The organism is Streptosporangium sp. NPDC051023 (assembly GCF_040689595.1).
Lineage (GTDB): Bacteria > Actinomycetota > Actinomycetes > Streptosporangiales > Streptosporangiaceae > Streptosporangium.
In genome coordinates this window covers 178,136-194,321 of sequence record NZ_JBFBCE010000006.1, presented here as the reverse complement: position 1 = coordinate 194,321, position 16,186 = coordinate 178,136, and the positions used below count along the sequence as shown (strand labels likewise).

11 protein-coding genes are annotated in these 16,186 nt (G+C 67.9%); 5 read left to right on the top strand and 6 right to left on the bottom strand.

The window, feature by feature from the left end:
* On the top strand, positions 1-441 hold a 441-nt coding region (locus AB0395_RS06295; protein WP_366277583.1), incomplete at its 5' end, for a transposase family protein.
* Between the two features lie 184 nt (positions 442-625).
* Here AB0395_RS06295 and AB0395_RS06290 read toward each other — a convergent pair.
* From AB0395_RS06290 to AB0395_RS06275, 4 genes are all read right to left on the bottom strand, one after another.
* A complete protein-coding gene (locus AB0395_RS06290; protein ID WP_366277582.1) occupies positions 626-1,036 on the bottom strand; it encodes a hypothetical protein in 411 nt (136 codons plus the stop codon).
* Positions 1,030-5,454 carry an RHS repeat-associated core domain-containing protein gene (locus AB0395_RS06285; protein WP_366277580.1) on the bottom strand — a complete coding sequence of 1,475 codons (4,425 nt, stop codon included), beginning with the start codon at positions 5,452-5,454 and terminating at the stop codon, positions 1,030-1,032. Before AB0395_RS06285 ends, AB0395_RS06290 begins: the two co-directional genes overlap by 7 nt.
* Positions 5,451-7,670, bottom strand: a complete 2,220-nt coding sequence (locus AB0395_RS06280; RefSeq protein WP_366277578.1) for a SpvB/TcaC N-terminal domain-containing protein — start codon at positions 7,668-7,670, stop codon at positions 5,451-5,453. Before AB0395_RS06280 ends, AB0395_RS06285 begins: the two co-directional genes overlap by 4 nt.
* Positions 7,671-8,168: 498 nt before the next feature.
* On the bottom strand, positions 8,169-8,738 hold the full coding sequence (locus tag AB0395_RS06275; RefSeq protein WP_366277577.1) for a permease: 570 nt from the start codon (positions 8,736-8,738) through the stop codon (positions 8,169-8,171).
* A 200-nt stretch (positions 8,739-8,938) separates the two neighbouring features.
* Here AB0395_RS06275 and AB0395_RS06270 point away from each other — a divergent pair, with 200 nt between their 5' ends.
* Positions 8,939-9,571, top strand: coding sequence for a TetR/AcrR family transcriptional regulator (locus tag AB0395_RS06270; protein WP_366277575.1), 633 nt, complete (start codon positions 8,939-8,941; stop codon positions 9,569-9,571).
* A gap of 90 nt (positions 9,572-9,661) precedes the next feature.
* Here the strand turns inward: AB0395_RS06270 and AB0395_RS06265 are convergent, their stop codons facing one another.
* Positions 9,662-11,194, bottom strand: a complete 1,533-nt coding sequence (locus AB0395_RS06265) for a penicillin-binding transpeptidase domain-containing protein (RefSeq protein ID WP_366277573.1) — start codon at positions 11,192-11,194, stop codon at positions 9,662-9,664.
* Between the two features lie 109 nt (positions 11,195-11,303).
* Here AB0395_RS06265 and AB0395_RS06260 point away from each other — a divergent pair, with 109 nt between their 5' ends.
* The 3 genes from AB0395_RS06260 to AB0395_RS06250 all read left to right on the top strand — a co-directional run bounded on the left by AB0395_RS06260 (position 11,304) and on the right by AB0395_RS06250 (position 15,355).
* A complete protein-coding gene (locus tag AB0395_RS06260) occupies positions 11,304-12,224 on the top strand; it encodes a LysR substrate-binding domain-containing protein (RefSeq protein WP_366277571.1) in 921 nt (306 codons plus the stop codon).
* Positions 12,221-13,072: a serine hydrolase gene (locus AB0395_RS06255; RefSeq protein ID WP_366277570.1), complete on the top strand. Its 852-nt coding sequence runs from the start codon at positions 12,221-12,223 to the stop codon at positions 13,070-13,072. Before AB0395_RS06260 ends, AB0395_RS06255 begins: the two co-directional genes overlap by 4 nt.
* Before the next feature lie 222 nt (positions 13,073-13,294).
* Positions 13,295-15,355 carry an acetoacetate--CoA ligase gene (locus tag AB0395_RS06250; protein WP_366277568.1) on the top strand — a complete coding sequence of 687 codons (2,061 nt, stop codon included), beginning with the start codon at positions 13,295-13,297 and terminating at the stop codon, positions 15,353-15,355.
* Positions 15,356-15,414: 59 nt separating this feature from the next.
* On the opposite strand, the gene AB0395_RS06245 is transcribed toward AB0395_RS06250, so the two are convergent.
* Positions 15,415-16,056, bottom strand: a complete 642-nt coding sequence (locus tag AB0395_RS06245; RefSeq protein WP_366277566.1) for a GNAT family protein — start codon at positions 16,054-16,056, stop codon at positions 15,415-15,417.
* Positions 16,057-16,186 lie beyond the last annotated feature (130 nt).

The window sequence follows — 16,186 nt, the reverse complement described above, 5'->3', positions numbered from 1 at the left end:
GTCCCGATCGATCGAGTGGCCGCCGACCGGCCCCACTACTCCGGCAAACACCGCCGGCACGGGATGAACATCCAGGTCCTGGCCGCACCGGACGGTACCCTGTTGTGGACCTCCGGCTCGCTGCCCGGGGCGGCGCACGACCTGACGGCCGCCCGGATCTGGGGCATCCCGCGCCGCCTGAAGACCGCCGGTCTGATCACGCTCGCCGACAAGGGCTACATCGGTGCCGGTGAGCACGTCCGCGTGCCATACAAGGGCAGGAACAAGCCCGCCTCGCAGAAGGGCGTCAACTCCGCCCACGCCAGGCTTCGCGGCCCCGGAGAACGAGCGAATGCGCAGTTGAAGGCCTGGCGCATCCTGCGCAGGCTACGCTGCTGCCCTCTTCGCGCAGGTCAACTCGTCAAAGCGATCCTCACGCTTCAACTCCGTGAAGCGAGATGAAAAAGGCTCACTACACCGACTTTTACCGGAAGGCGCCGATCCGGCCACTGCCCACCCATCTCCCCGAGCTCCGCCGTTTTGCTCGGCGGCTGCGAGAATTATTGCTCCAATGCGCGAGCCTGCCCGGCCACCTGGGTGGCCGGGCAGTTTTTTGCCGGGCCTGGCTGATGTACTAGATCCAGTGTCAGTTCTCAGGTAGGTCCTGGGAGACCGTCACTGTCATTATCGCGGCTATTACACTGAGTTTCGAAGGTCCGATGAACTGCACCCAGTAGAGTTCCGGTAACTCGTCGAATCGTGTCACCAGCTCTTCGGCTCCCGAGGGCCAGGCCTGACCAGTTTTGGGAAGGTGTGATACCAAGATCTGATCGACGAACACCCCTTCCAGGTCAGTTCCTTTGCTGATCGAAAAATATCGGACATCTTTGAAAAATACTGCCACCGCTTCCCATTTTTGAGTTTGAAGGAGCTTTACATCTAGATCGTCCCCCTCTCTGGTGGCATTCAAGGTAACCGTGTCGATGAATCCTCCTTCGCAGCTCGTGAGAATTTCTTGAAATTTCTCGCAAGCCGCCCTGACCTTGCTCTCTAGCACTTTAGGTTCTCTCCGTGACCGTGCTCCAGAATGGGGTTGCCGTTCTGGTCCCAGCGTTGGGTTCTGTTCTTTTCGTTCGGCCCTGTCTCGATCTTACTTGTCCGCGTCACGCGTCCGTCTGACAGTCGGATTGTGACAATACTCTTGTCGGGAGCCTTGTAAGTAGCGTAGGCGCCACTTTCGGAGATTGCAGACAACTCGAAGCCATTCTGCTTCAGAATCGCGTCCGCTTGTGCTTGGGTCATACCCGCGAGACTGGGTAACTTGCTGACCGCTGGGTCCGGGGAGGCGTTGTGGACAAGGACCTCAACCTCTCCGATGACCACATAATAGGTGTGTGGACTTTCGACCGAAAGGTTGTGCACGCGCTGCTGAAGAGGGGTCAGGCGGGTCGTAGTAGTGACCTGGACATGTGCGCCCGCCGAGGTCCGCAGCCACATGCCCGGTCTGAGGTGGCCCGCGGGAAGCCACGCGCGGAGTGTTTCGACCCAGAAGGGATGGTTGTCAGTGGCGGTGATGGTGCCAGTAGCATTTCCCTTCTTGCCATCGGTGTCGACGATGATCCGGACGAGTTTCTTCAGCCCTTCGCTGCTGAGCGGAGTGACGATTGCGCTAGGACCGGTTTCTCCGGTTGCCGGGTCGGTGGCAATAATTTTGTCGCCGGCCTTGAGCGCTTCAATCGGTTTGAGAGAGCCGTCCGCCATGAGGACCCTGGTGCCCGGGACGAAGCTACAGCCCTTGGGTCTGCCGACCGTGTCGCTGATTCCCTTGGCAGTTCGAGCCGCGCGTCCAACGGGAGCGGTTGGCGGGAACATACTGAGAATATCAAGGATCGCATTGTCGATCGGGCTGCCAAACAGCCCGTCCGGCACGGCCGCTCCGTCATCACAAGGGTCGCAGAATTTTTGTGACTTTTGGGCGTTCTTCTTCCCCTCATCGGCAAGCTTTTTGGCCGCCTTCTTATATTTTGGATCCTTGTAAAGATCGGTGAGTTTTTTGTCGCGCTTCTGATATTTATCCTTGTAGCGCTTGGCGTCCTTCTGATCGTTCTTATGTGCAGCCTTAAGCGCTTTCGCCCTCTTCTTCTTGTTCTTCTCGGCGTGCGCCATCGTCCACTTCATGGCGCTCTTGGTGGGGCAGTCGTCCGGACGGCAGGCGGCCTGGCCGTCGGGGTCGGACAGGCCGATGGGATTGTTGCCCGCGTAGCTGTAGGGGTTAGCGAACTGCGGGTTGCGCAGGTCCAACAGCGGGTCGGTGGAGATGAACTTGGCGATGGACGGGTCGTAGTAGCGGGCCGACAGGTATGACAGGCCAGTGGAGTCGTCCTCGACCTTGCCGAGGAAGCCGCGGTCGGTGAAGGGCAGGTCGTCGACGCCGCGGCGCTTGCCGAACGGCAGGTAGCGTTCCCGGCTGACCTGGCCGGTGGTGTCGTTGACGGCGACCTGGTTGCTGCCGTGCAGGCCCGACAGCGTCCAGATCACGCCGGCGGAGGTGCGCAGCGCGACGGTGGAGGCGTCGGTTGCGGTGTAGTAGCGCTTTCCGGCGACCGCCCCGTTGGCCAGCTTGAGTTCCGTCGCTCCCAGATAGAGGGTGCTGCTGCCGTCGGGGTCGCGGCGGATCAGGCGTTCGCCCGCGGCGTCGTAGACCATGGAGGTCTGAGCCCCGTCCACAACGGCTTTGGCCAGCTGGCCGAGCTCATCCCAGTCGAAGGTACTCTGCTTGCCGCCGATGGTGCGGCCGGTCAGCTGGCCCGCGTTGTCGTAGCTGTAGGTGTCGGTGCCGCCGGGGCGGGTGATGGAGGTGACCGCGTTCGGCCGGACCGAGCCGGTGGGGTAGGTGTAGGTGGAGGTCTGGCCGTTTTCGGTCAGCGAGGTGACGTTGCCGACGACGTCGTAGGCGTAGGTCTGGTTGTAGGGGTCGACGCCCTGGCCGTCGGCGGCCGAGGCGCAGGAGGAGCCGGTGGTGGTCCACGCGGCGCTCAGGCGGCGGCGGGCGTCGTAGGTGTAGCACTCTGACTGCCCGGCGGTACCACCCGGGATCGCTGAGGCGGCGTCCAGAATGCGGGCGATCTCTCCGGCGATGTCGTAGAAGAACTCGTCGTTCTGCGCGGTGGTCGGGGTCGCGGTGTCGGCCTTGGCGAGGGTGGTGACCCGCTTGAGCAGACCCGTCGTGGCATCCCAGGTCAGACCCCGTTTTACCTGACCGTTGACGCCGTGCAGGCGCTCGTTCAGGCGGCCGATCGCGGTGTAGGTGGTGTTCTTGACGTAGGTGAAGCCGCCGCCGTAGTCGGAGGTGAGCGTCTTGGGCAGGCCCAGGTCGGTGTAGCCGAAGGTGAGCTTCTCGGCCGCCAGGCCGCCGGCGGCGGGCAGGTTCTGCTCGGTCAGGTCGCCCGCGGCGTCATAGCCGAAGGTGGTGACGTAGTCCCCGGCCAGTGCGCCTTCGGAGGCGGGAATGGTGACCTTGGATCCGGTGGGGCGGTAGTCGGCGTCGTAGCCGGTGATGGCCTGGGTGTAGGTCTGACCGCCGGTGTAGCGGACAGAGGCGACCGGCTGGCCTTTGGCCAGGGTGTCGTAGGTCCACTCGGCGAGCTTGGTGCCGGTGCTCACCTCTCCCGCCCATTGGGCGGTGCGGCGGTTCAGGTCGTCGTAGGTGTAGGAGATCTTCTGGTTCTTGCCGTCGATGTTCCAGAGCAGGTTGCCCGTCGCGTCGTAGCCGGTGGTGGAGGTGCCCGCGTCCGGGTCGGTGGCGGTGGTGCGGCGGCCCAGCCAGTCGAAGGTGAAGGTCCGCGCCTTGCCCTTGGCGTCGGTGATGGTGGTGAGGTTGCCGTCCAGGTCGTAGACATAGGAGGTGTCGTTGTGGACGGTGGCGTCCACCCACTCCTCGACCTTGGTCGTCCGGTCGAAGGTGTCTTGCACGCTGACGGTTTTGGCGCCGATCGGCGGGGTCGTCTCGACGCGGTCGGCGCCGGGGTAGGCGGTGCTGGTACGGCGCAGCTCGGTGGCCAGGTTGTAGTCGACGTCGGCGACCGGACGCTCCAGCCCGTCATAGACGGTCTTGGACCACTGCGGCAGACTGGTGAGCGTCGGGTTCAGCAGCCCGGACCCGGCTGCCGAGGTGTTGTGTACCGGATCGGAGACCGCCGAGGTCAGGCCACGCGGGTCGTAGGTGCTGACCGTCACCACCCGTCCACCGGCAGGGGAGGCGGTCTGGGCCTCACGTGTGCGGCCGAAGCCGTCCTCGAAGGTGTAGCTGGTCAGCCACTTGGCTCCCGAGTCGGTCCCGGACAGCAGCCAGTTGACGGTCGTCTTGGCCGGAGCCGTACCGGTGAGCTCGTAGGCGACGGTCGCGGTGGGGGTGCCGCCGGTGCGAGGCTGAGCCGGTCCCCAGAACTGGGTGCTGCGGCCGAGCGCGTCGTAGTCGATCTCCGTCTTCTTGTTGTTGGCATCGGTGATCGACAGCGTCTGGCCGTGCAGGTGGGAGACCTTGCTGGTCACTGTGTGGCCCAGTGGGTTGGTGACGGTGACGCCGGTGTGCGGCCACCCGATGGCCGGGCTGTAGGAGGTCGTGGTGATCTTGGTGCGCGGGTCGACCGTGGTCAGCGTGCGGCCGTAGTCGTCGTAGGTGGCCTTCGTCGTGGAGACGCTGGTGGCACTGGCATAGGTGCGGGTCTCGGTGACGTTGCCGTCGCTCGGCTTGTTGGTGACCGGGTCCGAGCCGCCGTCGTACAGCGTGACCGTCCTGCCGATCAGCGTGCTGGTCGTGCAGTCGTCCCCGGACCGCTTCTCCGTCACCGACGGATAGTTGATCATCCACTGGCCGGGGTCGGTGTTGCGGGCGTAGGAGATGGAAACGCAGGTGTTGTCGGTGCTCACGCCGTCCTGGCCGTAGTCGTTGACCTTGTTCGGCAGGCCGTCGGCGTTGTAGGCGGTCTTCTCGTCGGTGTAGCGCCACCCTCCGCCGGTCACCAGCTCCCGGCTGCGTTCCCGGGTGGTCAGTACCTTGACCGGGGCGTACACCCCGGGACCGGTGCCGGCCGACACGACCGAGTACTCATACCGGCTCGAGGAGTCCTCGGCGAGGGTACGGGGGCTCAGCGAGGTCAGCTTCCAGGCCTGCTCCTGCAGCACCTTGCCCTGCAGCGCGCGGACGTCGGTGACCGTGGTGCCCTCGAAGTTCGTCACCGTCCCGCCCAGACCGCGTAGGAACGTCGCGGAGGTGACGGTGAAGTCGGCCGGGTCCGTGCCCGTCCCCCGGGTGGTGCGCACGGTGGCATATCCGCGCCAGTCGGTCGACGGCGGCGACAGCCCCGGCTGGGCGTACTCCACCGGCGAGGCCCAGCCCGGCGTGCCGAGGTACTCGTAGCCGTTGACCACGTCCGGGGAGGCCGCGACGGTGTCCTTCTCGGTGACCTTGGTCACCAGCTGCTGTAGTAGACGGTCCAGAACTCGTTGCCGTCGATGCTCTTGTCGATCTTGTAGCAGTCACCGGTGCGGTCGGCGTGGTAGTTGGTGCCGTCGCGGCCCTTGCCGCCCGAGCACGGGTCGGCCTGGCCGTAGACGACCTCGATCCGGCCGCCCATCCCGTTGGCGATCGCCCCGATCCGGGGCACCATCCGCCACGACAGCAGGCTCGTCCAGTCCGACATATCGTCATACGACATCTTTCCGGCCGCCGACACCGCGTCGAAGTCGGTCGCCGGCAGCGTGGCGCTGCCTGCGGCCAGGCCGGTGTGCTGGACGGTGTCCAGCCACAGCACCGGGTCGTACGGCGCGCCGAAGTCGGTGCGCGTGTAGATCCACGTTTGCGTCAGGTCCAGCCTGCTGGCCGAGTCCCACCAGGTCCCGGCCGCGTTCAGCGACTCGCTCAGCACCGAGGTCAGTTTGCGGGTGGAGTAGAACGCGATCGCGTCGTTGGCGCACCCGGTCGGGGTGTCGCATTTGAGGTCGGTCGGCACGTCGGGGCTGCCCCGGTCGGCGGTGGTGAAGACGGTCCGGGTGGTCGGCACACTCCCGGCCACCTGGGCGTTGTGCCCCCACTCCACCTTGGCCAGGGACCCGCCCCGGTCGTAGGGCAGCACCCGGTAGAGCTCGTGGGCGCAGCTGGGCAGGCAGAAGTAGTTGGTCTCCCGGTTGTAGGTGTAGTCGATCACGTTCTCGTTGGCGTCGACCGACTGGTCCAGGTTCCACCGCCACACCCCGGTACAGGTCGGCGGCACGGCGTCGTTGTAGTAGCGGTCGTAGCACGGCTCACCCAAGTCGTTGCCGACGTACGGCACCTGCCACTGGGCGTCCTTGCGGTAGCCGAACCGCGACACCTCACCCGTGTCGGAGGTGACCTTCCAGTACTCCTGGCCGTCGGCGCCGCCGGGCAGCTGCTCGATCTTCCACCCGAAGTCCGGCACCGTTTTCCACAGCCCGGAGACCCGGTCCTTGACGATCTGCGCCGACCGGCCGCCGACGTTCAGTACCAGCTCCGACTGCGTCCTGTCGTTGGTCGAGGAGTCACCGTCGTTGTCATCCGGCGACTCCCAGCACAACGCCCTGCCGTAGCTGCCGATCTCCTCAGCCGTCCAGACCAGGGCTGCCTCTTCGTTGTACTGGTTGTCCACGACGCATCGGCGGAAGCGGCGTTCGATGAAACCCGCGTTCAGCTCCCAGCCCGCGCCGACCACACTGGACTGGTTGTTGGTCCAGTCACCCTGCCCGTCCAGGGAGGAGGCGTCGTACTGCAATGACAGGTCCGGGCCGTCACCGGCCGCAGAGGGCGCCTCGGGCAGCGGGTAGTCGTAGCTGAACGACCCGCCCGAGGTGCCCGCCTGCCAGGTGCCCGACGGTTTGAGGTCGGTGGCGCCGAAGGTGCCGTCAGGGCCGGTCATGCCGCCGGCCAGGAGGTACACCGACCCCTCGGCCAATTGCTGGGCCGCCACCGCGTCGGAGGCCGCCTTCGCGGCGGCCTTCTTGTCTCCCTTCGGCGCGGAGGGCGCCTTGGCGGGCGGGGGCGTGCCGACCTCAACCTCGGCGACCAGCACGCCCGCCTTGAGGTCGTTCCTGGCCTTGACCACCTGGGGGCGCACCACACAGGTGCGTGGACGGGGCGTCTGGAGAACACAGGCGGGCAGGCGAAGGACCTGCAGGCGGGTGGCGAAGTTACCGCCGAAGCCGTCCCGGAACCCCGCGTAGGAGAACTCCGCCCGCACCCTGCCCGGCGCGTCGCCGCCGTCGGCCCGCTCGATCCGGGCCGCCACCCCGACACCGCCCAGCTTCCGCACCGCGTCGGGGGCCAGCGTCTCCACCTTGACCTTGCCGACCCCGGCACCGGCCTTGGCCGCCCCCACCCGGACCGGCAGCCCACCGGCTCCGGCCAGGGTGGATTTCACCTCGACCTCGATGCTGCCCGGCTTGGGCCACACCGGTGGCTTCGGCCTCGCCACCGGCGTGGTCTCCTCCGCACCCTTACCGACCTCGGGTTTAGGTACGGCACGGCCGTTCACCGAGGGTTCCGGATCCGTTTGCGGGGCGGCGGCGGACGCCTGTTGTATCAGGCCGTCCGGCACGCCCGTCCCGGATATCAGAAGCGCCGTCGCGGTTCCCGTGGCCAGCGCCGTGAGCCATATTCGCGCACGTCGAGCTCGCATCCCGTTCCCTTTCGCAGGCATGCTGACGCGGACCTCGCAACGGAGGTCTTCACACGTCAGAGGGCGGACAAAGGACGATCAATGTGGATCGTGATCGAGATGTCAGGAACGGTCAACGTGTTAAATGTGTCTCATCGGTTGCTCGGCGTGACAATTATTTATGACTGAGTGTTTTTATATTTGTTAATCGTGGTCAATCCGGCTTTCTTGGAGTGCGCCATCTGTTTGAGGAATGCTTGAACATTCTTGTGTGACATGCGTCACAGTTCGTCCGGAAACTATGGATACTTGTCGCCGTTAACCGCGATGTGGCGAGACCGTCGGTCGCCGGAAAGATTCCGCAGGAGAATTTTGAGGTTGCAGAAATTCTGTGATTCGGTTGTTCGTCTTCCGATCCCGTGAGGTTTTGAACGCTCCTGCCGCGAAGGGGGGGGAGCGTTGACCGGCTTTCCGTGGCCGGACGGGCCGGGGCCGGGGACCGGCTCGTCCGGCGTTGGATCAGATACCCAGCAGGTCCAGCCCGAAGGTCACGGCGCCCGCCGCGACGAGCAGGCCGGTGATGAGGTTCACTCGTGGCGCCGTGGCGCCGCTGGTGAGGGCGGCTCTGCGGTAGAGGAACGTTCCCGCGAGCAGCAGGGCCACCTCGATGCCCGCCGCCAGCCACGGGTACTGCCACAGGCCGAGACCGAGCAGGGGCAGGTTTCCGAGGTTGCCGGGAAGCAGGGGCAGATCGGCGCGGTGCACCAGCAGGTCGAGCAGCCAGTGGGAGAAGACGACCGCGCCGATGACCGTTCCGGACCGTCGTCCCCACCAGCGGGCCGCGAGCAGTCCGGTGAGGGCGGCGATGAGCGCGGCGCCGAGCAGTGAGTGCGTGTAGTCGGCGTGGATGATGCCCTCGCCATAGCCTCCGTCGGTGCCGGGCGCGAGGCTGATGGACTCGGCGCCGGTGAGCAGTAGTGGGACGAAGACGACGTCCAGCCAGACGGTGGCGAGCATCAGGGCCCAGAGCGGGACGGGCCGTTGGGCGGACTTCACCGCGGCGGCGAGTCCGAAGTGGCCGGTGATCATTTGTCCTCGGATCGGGGGGAGGGCCAGGGGAGACGGGCGTCGAGTGCGCCGACGAGGGCGGCGAACAGGACTACGCCCAGGATGAATGCGATGTCGGGCTCCAGGTCAGTGGTCGTGCGAGAGGGGTAACTGAACTGAACGGTACAGGATGGTTCAACTGAACTCAACTGTGTAGTTCAGTTCATTGGTAGGCTGGAGGCATGACAACGCGGATCCCCACCGGAGAACGGGCCGAGCGCAAGCGGAAGGCCATCGTGGCGGCGGCACGCGAGGTCTTCGTGCGCGATGGATACGAGGCGGGGATGGACCTGGTCGCGTCCGAGGCGAAGGTGTCGAAGGTGACCGTCTACAACCACTTCGGCAGCAAGGAGGCCCTGTTCACCGCCGTGATCAGCGGCGCGCTCGACGAGGCGCTCGGTGCGACGCTGACAGAGGTGGAGGCCAGGTTCGCCGCCTCGGGAGACCTGCGGGAAACGCTGCTGTGGACCGCGCGCGCGTGGGTGAGGAGCATGACCAGGCCGGAGGTGCGCGCGCTGCGAAACCTGGTGGCCGGTGAGGTGCGGCGCTTTCCGGAGCTGGGCAGGGCCTGGCAGGAGATGGGGCCCGGCAGGTTCCACCCGGTGATCGCCGGGACCCTGGGAAGCCTTGTCTCTCAGGGCAAGCTGTCCATCCCCGACATCGACGTCGCCGTGATCCAGTACTACGCGCTTGTCCTGTACCCACACCTGATCCACGCCGCGTACGGCGCGCCTCTCGACGACGACTTCGGCGAGCGGCTGACGACGGCCGGGGTCGACATGTTCCTCACCTACTACGGCAGCCCGCGGCCCTGACCGGTCATCGGTCAGGGCCGCGGCCGCACGTCTCCTGGCCCGATCACCACACAATCACGAGGATCGGTCGCCGGCCCGGAGGCGGTACGGCTAGCGCTTGGCCAGGGCGGACAGGAAGCGGCCGGCGATGGGGGCGGCGGCCTTGGCGCCGGTGCCGCCGCCCTCGACGATGACCGAGAAGGCCAGGTCTCCCCGGTAGCCGATGAACCAGGCGTGTGTCGGGGGTTCCTTACCGGTGCCGTACTCGGCGGTGCCCGTCTTGCCCGCCGTACCCGCGGGGAACGGGACCCCGGCGGCGGTGCCCTCGCTCACCACGGCGGGCATCAGTGTGCGCAGTGCCCTGACCACCGCGGGCTCCAGCTTCCTCGGGGCGGTCTTGGGCAGCAGGGCGGCGTCCACCAGGCGAGGCGCGCGCCAGGAGCCGTCGGCGATGGCGGCGGCGACGGTGGCCATGTTCAGCGGGCTGGTCAGCACGCGTCCCTGGCCGATGGCGGCGGAGGCGAGATCGGTTTCGTCCTTCGTGCCGGGGAACTGCGCCCGTACGGCCGGCACCCCCGGATCCACCGGCCCGCCGAACCCGAAGCTCTCCGCCACCTCGGCCAGCCGCTTCCCGCCGAGCCTGTCCACGCTCAGCCGCCCGAACGTGGTGTTGCACGAGTGCGCGAACGCCTCGCGCAGCGTGATCGTCCCAAACTCCTCGAATCCGGCGTTGTGGAAGGGGAAACCGCCGATGTTCTCCTCGGCGGGGCAGGAAACGCGCTCGTCGGCGGTCATGCCGTCGGCGACGAGGGCGGAGGCGGTGACCACCTTGAAGGTCGAGCCCGGCGGGTAGTGGCCGAGCAGGGCACGGTTGAACCCGCCCGGCTTGTTGGCCACGGCCAGGATCTCGCCGGTCGAGGGCCGCAGCGCGACCAGCGAGGCGGGCTTTCTCACCGCCTCCAGCGCGTCGGCGGCGGCCCGGTGGACGCGCAGATCGATCGTGGTCCGCAGCTCCGTGCCCGCCCTGGCGTCCGCCGTGGCGAGGGTGGCGACCCGCTCCGACCCCCGCAGCAGCTCGACCCGGGCGGAGGAGGTGCCGGTGAGGCGGGAGCCGTACCGCTCCTTGAGCCCCTCGACGAGCTGCTGCACCGAGCCCGGAGCGGAGGCGGTGTCGATCCGGGTGCCGTCGGCGGCCAGGACCGGCGCCTGCTCGGCCTTGACCTGCACGGTCCTGAACCGCATGCCCGTCTTCAGCCGGGGGTGGACGGCCGCCGGGGTCCACTTCACCCGCCAGGCCCTGTCGTGCTCGACGAGCTGGAGCGACCCGTCGTACGCCCAGCTCACCGGGCCCTTCAGGACGGCGTGGAAGCCGACCTCCGACTCCGCGCCCCTGGTGCCGGTGATCTCGAAGTCGGCCTGGGACAGCTTCAGGTCGGTCCTGAAGTGGCGATACCACTCGTCGAAGTCGCTCGGCGGATCGACGGTGAGCGCCCGCATCGCCGGGTAGTCCTGTCTGTTCCAGGCGGTCAGGAACTCCTGCGCCGTCTCCCGTGCCGATCCCTGGGTGCGCAGCGCCCACGCCGTCCCGCTGATCGCGACGACCGGCACCAGCACCGCGACCGCCACCAGGCCTTTGCGTCTCATGAGTCGTCCCCCTTCGCTCTCGCGAATAGAGGAGACCAGACGCGTGTCGCTGATGTCCAATATTGATATGCAGCTGAGAGTGATATGCGAATGGATATAATTGCTGGTCATGGACATCGTGCGACACCTGCGCTACTTCACGGTAGTCGCCGAAGAACTGCACTTCGGTAACGCGGCGATCCGGCTCGGAATGGCACAGCCGCCGCTCAGCCAGCGCATCCGGCGCCTTGAGGAGGAGCTCGGGGTCAGGCTGTTCGACCGTTCGAGTCGTCAGGTGCGGCTGACCGAGTCAGGAAAACTACTGCTGGCCGAGGCCCGCGAGATCGTCGCCAAGGTCGACCGGCTGCGCGACCTGGCAGGGCGCGGTGAGAACGTGGCGCTGCGCGTCGGTGTCCCGCCCGATCTGGGCTCGGCGGTGATCGCCGCACTGATCGCCGGGTTCCGCGAGCGCAGTCCCGAGGTCCGGCTCGCGCCCGCCGAGACGTGGAGCGCCGACCAGGTCGTCGCGCTCCTCGACGGAACCCTGGACGTCGGGGTCGTTCGCCACCCGGTCACCGCCCCCGGGCTCAGCTTCGGCCCCGTGCTCGTCCAGCGTCCCGGCGTGGTGCTGGCCGAGCACGATCCGCTCGCTGCGCTGTCGTCGGTGCACCTGGCCGACCTGGCCGGGCGTAGCCTCGTGCTCTTCCCCAGGGAACCCGGCCTGCACGAGGAGACACTCGCCGAGTGCCGCCGTCACGGGTTCGTGCCGGAGGAGGTGCACGAGGCGCAGACCCTCGGGCTGGTGCTGGCCGGTACGGCCGTCGCCCTCGGGCCCGAGGTCTCGCTGCCAGGCCTGCGCTGGCGGCCTCTGCTGGGAAGTCCCCTGGCCTGGCGGGTCTCCACCGCCTGGCGGGGACAGGCGGGTGAGGCTGCCGTAGCCTTCGGGGCTGTGGCCCTGCGAGTGCTGAAGGAGAACGCCGGGATGACGGACGACGGGGCGGCCCCGGCGAGGCGGCTGCGGACCAGGCCGGCTTCGGGCTTCCTGGCATGACGGATCTGGAGGGCCTGTTCCGCACGGCCGGGGTGAGCGGGTTCCTGCACGCGGTCGACGTGGACACCGGGGCGGAGGTCACCCATCGGGCGGACGAGCCCGTGGTCATCGCCTCGGTGTTCAAAGTGGCGCTGCTGGTGGAGTTCTTCCGGCAGGTGGACGGGGGATGGCTCGACGCGGCCGAGCGCGTCACCGTCACCGCGGACCGGCATACCGCGGGGCCGACCGGGGTGTGCGTGATGGCCGACGACGTGACGATGTCGCTGCGCGACCTGGCCTACCTGATGATCGCGGTGAGTGACAACACCGCCGCTGACACCCTGATCGGCCGGGTCGGCCTGCCACAGGTCAACGCCATGCTCGCCTCCTTCGGCCTGGAGGGGACGTGGGTCGAGCACAACTGCCGTGACATGTTCTCCACCATCGTCGAGGACGCGGGTCAGGAGGAGATGCCAACGGACCCCGCGTTGATCGCCAAGCTTCGGGTGCTGGACCCCGCTCACACCAACCGGAGCACCCCGCGTGACATGACCCGGCTGCTCGGCATGATCTGGCGGGACGAGGCGGCCTCCGCCGCCTCGTGCGCCTCGATGCGCAGGCTGCTCGGCCTGCAGGTCTGGCCGCACCGGCTGGCCGCGGGGTTCCCCTATGACGACGTCGCGGTCAGCGGCAAGACCGGCACCCTGCCGACGGTCCGCAACGAGGTCGGCGTGGTGGAGTATCCCGACGGGGGACGCTACGCCATCGCGGTCTTCACCCGCTCGTACGGCACCGCCCAGAACCAGCCCCGCGCCGACGCGGTGATCGGCACCGCCGCCAGGGCGGCCGTCGAACGCCTGCGCGGCTGAGGAGCGGCTGAGGAGCGGCTGAGGAGCGGCGGGTCGGGGATGGGGTTACCCGGGGGAGAAGCGGCACGTGGGCGGGTGTGTGTGGGGGGTGCCGGTATTCGGGAGCGGTTGCCGGAGGGGTGGGGTGTGGGCGAGCGGCACGTGGGCGGGCCACATCAGGAGGCCGGGGAGTGTGTGCTCGCGGGGGATGACATTCCAGCGGGGCCCCGAGAGGATGGGGCCATGGTTGAGGAAGGTGCGCTGCTATGGGAACCCACTCCGGAGATCGTGCGGGACGCCAAGGTCACCCGCTACATGGAGTGGCTCGGCAGGTCCGGTGACTACCAGGACCTGTGGCAGTGGTCGGTCGACTCTCCGGCCGAGTTCTGGACGTCGATCTGGGACTACTTCGGCGTCGTGGGGGAGCGAGGTGAGGGGCCCGTCCTGTCCGGGACGATGCCGGGCGCCGAGTGGTTCGCCGGGTCGACGCTGAACTACGCCGCCAACGCGCTGCGCCGGGCCGCCACCGAACCGGACCGGCTCGCGGTGGTCTTCCGCGACGAGGAGGCCCGGCGCCGGACGCTCACCCTGGGCGAGCTGGCGGAGGAGGTCGCACGGGTCCGCACGGGACTGGTGGAGCTGGGGGTCGGGCGAGGGGACCGGGTGGCGGCCTACGCGCCGAACGTGCCCGAGACGCTGATCGCCTTCCTCGCCACCGCCTCCCTGGGCGCCATCTGGTCCTCCTGTTCTCCGGACTTCGGCGCGTCCAGCGTGATCGACCGCTTCACCCAGATCGAGCCGAAGGTGCTCATCGCGATCGACGGCTACGCCTACAACGGTAAGTGGTTCGACCGCGGCCAGGTCGTCGAGGACATCGCCGCCAAGCTGCCCACCCTGGTCGCGCGGGTGCGGATGCCCTTGCCCGAAGCAGAGGGCGGAGCGGACGAGGAGAGCGTGACCCGGGCCACGTCCGCGGCCTCGGGGGAGACGGGCGATGCCGGGGCATCCGTCGCGGCGACGGGTTCCGGCGAGGCGGGGGAGCCGGGGGAATCCTCTTCTGAGGGCGGCGGCCGTACGCTGGACTGGGCCGACCTGCGCGCCACCGCCGGGCCGCTCGCCTTCGAGCCCGTGCCCTTCGCCCATCCGCTCTGGGTCGTCTACTCCTCCGGCACCACGGGGCTGCCGAAGCCGATCGTGCACGGGCACGGCGGCGTGGTGCTCGAACACCTCAAGGCGATCTCCTTCCACCAGGACCTGGGGGAGGGCGACGTCTTCTTCTGGTACACCACGACCGGCTGGATGATGTGGAACTACCTCATCGGCGGCCTGCTGACCGGCTCGACGGTGGTGCTGTACGACGGGTCGGCCACCCATCCGGGGACGGACGCGCTGTGGCGGCTCGCCGAGGAGGAGGGGGTCACCTACTTCGGCACCGGCGCGCCGTACATCATCGCGTCGATGAAGGCGGCGCTGCGGCCCACCGGGCTGGCGGCGCTGCGCGGCCTGGGCTCGACGGGCTCGCCGCTGCCGCCCGAGGGGTTCGGCTGGGTGCACGACACGCTGCCCAAGGTCCAACTCGGCTCGTTCTCCGGCGGCACCGACGTCTGCACCGGTTTCGTCGGCGCGGTCGCGCTGCTCCCGGTTCGGGCCGGTGTCATCCCCTGCCGCTGCCTGGGGGCCAGGGTCGAGTCCTTCGACCCGTCCGGCGCGCCGGTGGTCGATGAGGTGGGGGAGCTGGTGCTGACCGCGCCGATGCCCTCGATGCCCGTCATGTTCTGGAACGACCCCGACGGGGTGCGATACCGGGAGAGTTACTTCGCCGACTACCCGGGCGTCTGGCGGCACGGCGACTGGATCAAGATCCTTCCTGACGGCGGTTGTGTGATCTATGGCCGCTCCGACTCCACCCTCAACCGGGGCGGTGTCCGGATGGGAACCAGCGAGTTCTACCGGGTGGTCGAACGCTTCGAGGAGATCGCCGACAGCCTGGTGATCGACACCGGGCAACTCGGCCAGGAGGGGCGACTGCTGCTCTACATCACCGTGGCGGAGGGGGCTGCCCTCTCCGACGGGCTGATCATGCGGTTGCGCAGGGCGATCAAGGAGGAGCTTTCCCCCCGGCACGTGCCCAACGAGATCATCCAGGTGCCGGGTATCCCCAGAACCCTCAGCGGCAAGAAGCTGGAGGTTCCCATTCGCAAGATCCTTCTCGGCGTCCCGCCGGAGAAGGCCGCGAACCTCGACGCCATGGCCAACCCCGAGGTCCTGTCCCACTTCGCCCCGGTTGTGGACCCCCGGAAGTGATCCCCGACTTCCCGCGCCCCCGCCGGGCGCGCCCTTCCTGAGCCGGGGCTGAGGAGGGCCTACGCCGTACGGCCGGCGCCGAACAGGGGAAGGCAGGGTTCGAGGCCGTGGATCTCGAACCCCGGCCGAGTGGCCCAGTCGTCACGGGAGAGACGGAAACGGAGGGTCTCCACGGCCTTTCCCTGCCGGTTGTGGATCTGGACGCCGTCGTTGGTGTAGCCGAGCTTGCGGGTGACCGCGAGGGAGGCGTGATTGTCGGCGAACGCGCCCGAGGTGGCGTAGCGTGCCCCGAGACCCTCGAAGGCCAGGTGGAGTACGGCCGCGCGCATCTCGGTGCCGATGCCCCTGCCGTGGAAGCCGCGGCCCAGCCAGGAGCCGGTCGAGACCTCACGGGTGACGGCGAAGTCGGTGGCCGCCATCTCCTGGGTGCCGACGACCTCTCCTTCGAAGATCACGGCCAGGGGACACGCCCAGCTTTCCTGAGACCACCTGCCCCACGTCCGGAAGTGGTACTGGATGGTTCTGTGCGCCCGGTCGGTCGCTTCCCCGTCGGTCCAGGGAGAGAGGAAAGGCATGAGGCCCGGCTCATGAATCCCCTCGGCGGCGCGGTCGCCGAGCCGGTCGAGGTCGTCGAGGGACGGGAACCGGAGTTCGAGCCGTGGGGTGGTCACCCGTAGCCCGAAAAGAGGCCAGTTACGCATGCGTCCGATCCTGCCGACCCGGCCACGGCGGGGTCCAGCCGTTTACGGTCGTTCACCGTCAACGTGTTCGTGTTCCCGCAGGTCGTCCGGGCCTGCCGGGTGTCGTGACCGGTAACGGTCACCGGGGCGC

What these genes read in the sequence shown, in the direction of transcription:
- AB0395_RS06280 (WP_366277578.1), bottom strand. Translation starts at nt 7,670, where the DNA reads ATGCGAGCTCGACGTGCGCGAATATGGCTCACGGCGCTGGCCACGGGA.
- AB0395_RS06275 (WP_366277577.1), bottom strand. Translation starts at nt 8,738, where the DNA reads ATGATCACCGGCCACTTCGGACTCGCCGCCGCGGTGAAGTCCGCCCAA.
- AB0395_RS06270 (WP_366277575.1), top strand. Translation starts at nt 8,939, where the DNA reads ATGACAACGCGGATCCCCACCGGAGAACGGGCCGAGCGCAAGCGGAAG.
- AB0395_RS06265 (WP_366277573.1), bottom strand. Translation starts at nt 11,194, where the DNA reads ATGAGACGCAAAGGCCTGGTGGCGGTCGCGGTGCTGGTGCCGGTCGTC.
- AB0395_RS06260 (WP_366277571.1), top strand. Translation starts at nt 11,304, where the DNA reads ATGGACATCGTGCGACACCTGCGCTACTTCACGGTAGTCGCCGAAGAA.
- AB0395_RS06255 (WP_366277570.1), top strand. Translation starts at nt 12,221, where the DNA reads ATGACGGATCTGGAGGGCCTGTTCCGCACGGCCGGGGTGAGCGGGTTC.
- AB0395_RS06250 (WP_366277568.1), top strand. Translation starts at nt 13,295, where the DNA reads ATGGTTGAGGAAGGTGCGCTGCTATGGGAACCCACTCCGGAGATCGTG.
- AB0395_RS06245 (WP_366277566.1), bottom strand. Translation starts at nt 16,056, where the DNA reads ATGCGTAACTGGCCTCTTTTCGGGCTACGGGTGACCACCCCACGGCTC.